This window comes from Streptomyces adelaidensis (genome assembly GCF_016598475.1).
In the GTDB taxonomy this organism is placed as follows: domain Bacteria; phylum Actinomycetota; class Actinomycetes; order Streptomycetales; family Streptomycetaceae; genus Streptomyces; species Streptomyces adelaidensis.
In genome coordinates this window covers 1-532 of sequence record NZ_JAEMUX010000298.1, presented here as the reverse complement: position 1 = coordinate 532, position 532 = coordinate 1, and the positions used below count along the sequence as shown (strand labels likewise).

At 69.9% G+C, this 532-nt stretch carries 2 protein-coding genes; both read left to right on the top strand.

Going from position 1 to position 532, the window contains the following annotated elements; translation table 11 throughout:
• Window positions 1–275, top strand: a 275-nt coding sequence (locus I8N67_RS41945; RefSeq protein WP_200309652.1) for a hypothetical protein, incomplete at its 5' end; no start/stop codon positions are given.
• A gap of 60 nt (window positions 276–335) precedes the next feature.
• A partial coding sequence (locus I8N67_RS41940; protein WP_200309650.1) for a hypothetical protein occupies window positions 336–532 on the top strand: 197 nt, incomplete at its 3' end.

The following is a 532-nucleotide window of genomic DNA, read 5'->3' as shown; positions in this document are numbered from 1 at the left end:
GCCGCATGACCGCCCGCGAAAAGCTCGTCGCCGTACTGGAGCAGGCCCCGCTCGGCGACCTGTGGCCACTCTTCGAACCCGGCACCAGCATCGAAGAGGTCGCCGACCACATCCTCACCAGCCGCGACGAGGAAACCCTCAACTCCGCCGCCGACGACTACGAAGCCGCCACCCGCGAGCAATACCCCGGCGCCATCTACGGAGCCATCCGCCGCATCCGCGCCTACAAGGTCGGCGCCTATCTGCGCGCCCGCGCCGAAGACCCGCGCCCCTGACCCGTCTCGCCGCCCGTGCCGGTGCGCGGGCGGCACCCACACCAACCCTCGGAGACCACCGTGACCGATTCCGAAGCGTGGCGTACCGACCCGCGCGAACGCCTCCTCGCCGCCATCGACCAACGATGGGCCCACGGCGAACTCGGCACCACACCCGAACAACTCGTCGACGACTACGCCCACCACCTCGCCGAACAGATCCGCCAAGACGCCCAGGCCCGGCACGACCGCGACTACAGCGACAACCGCATCTTCCG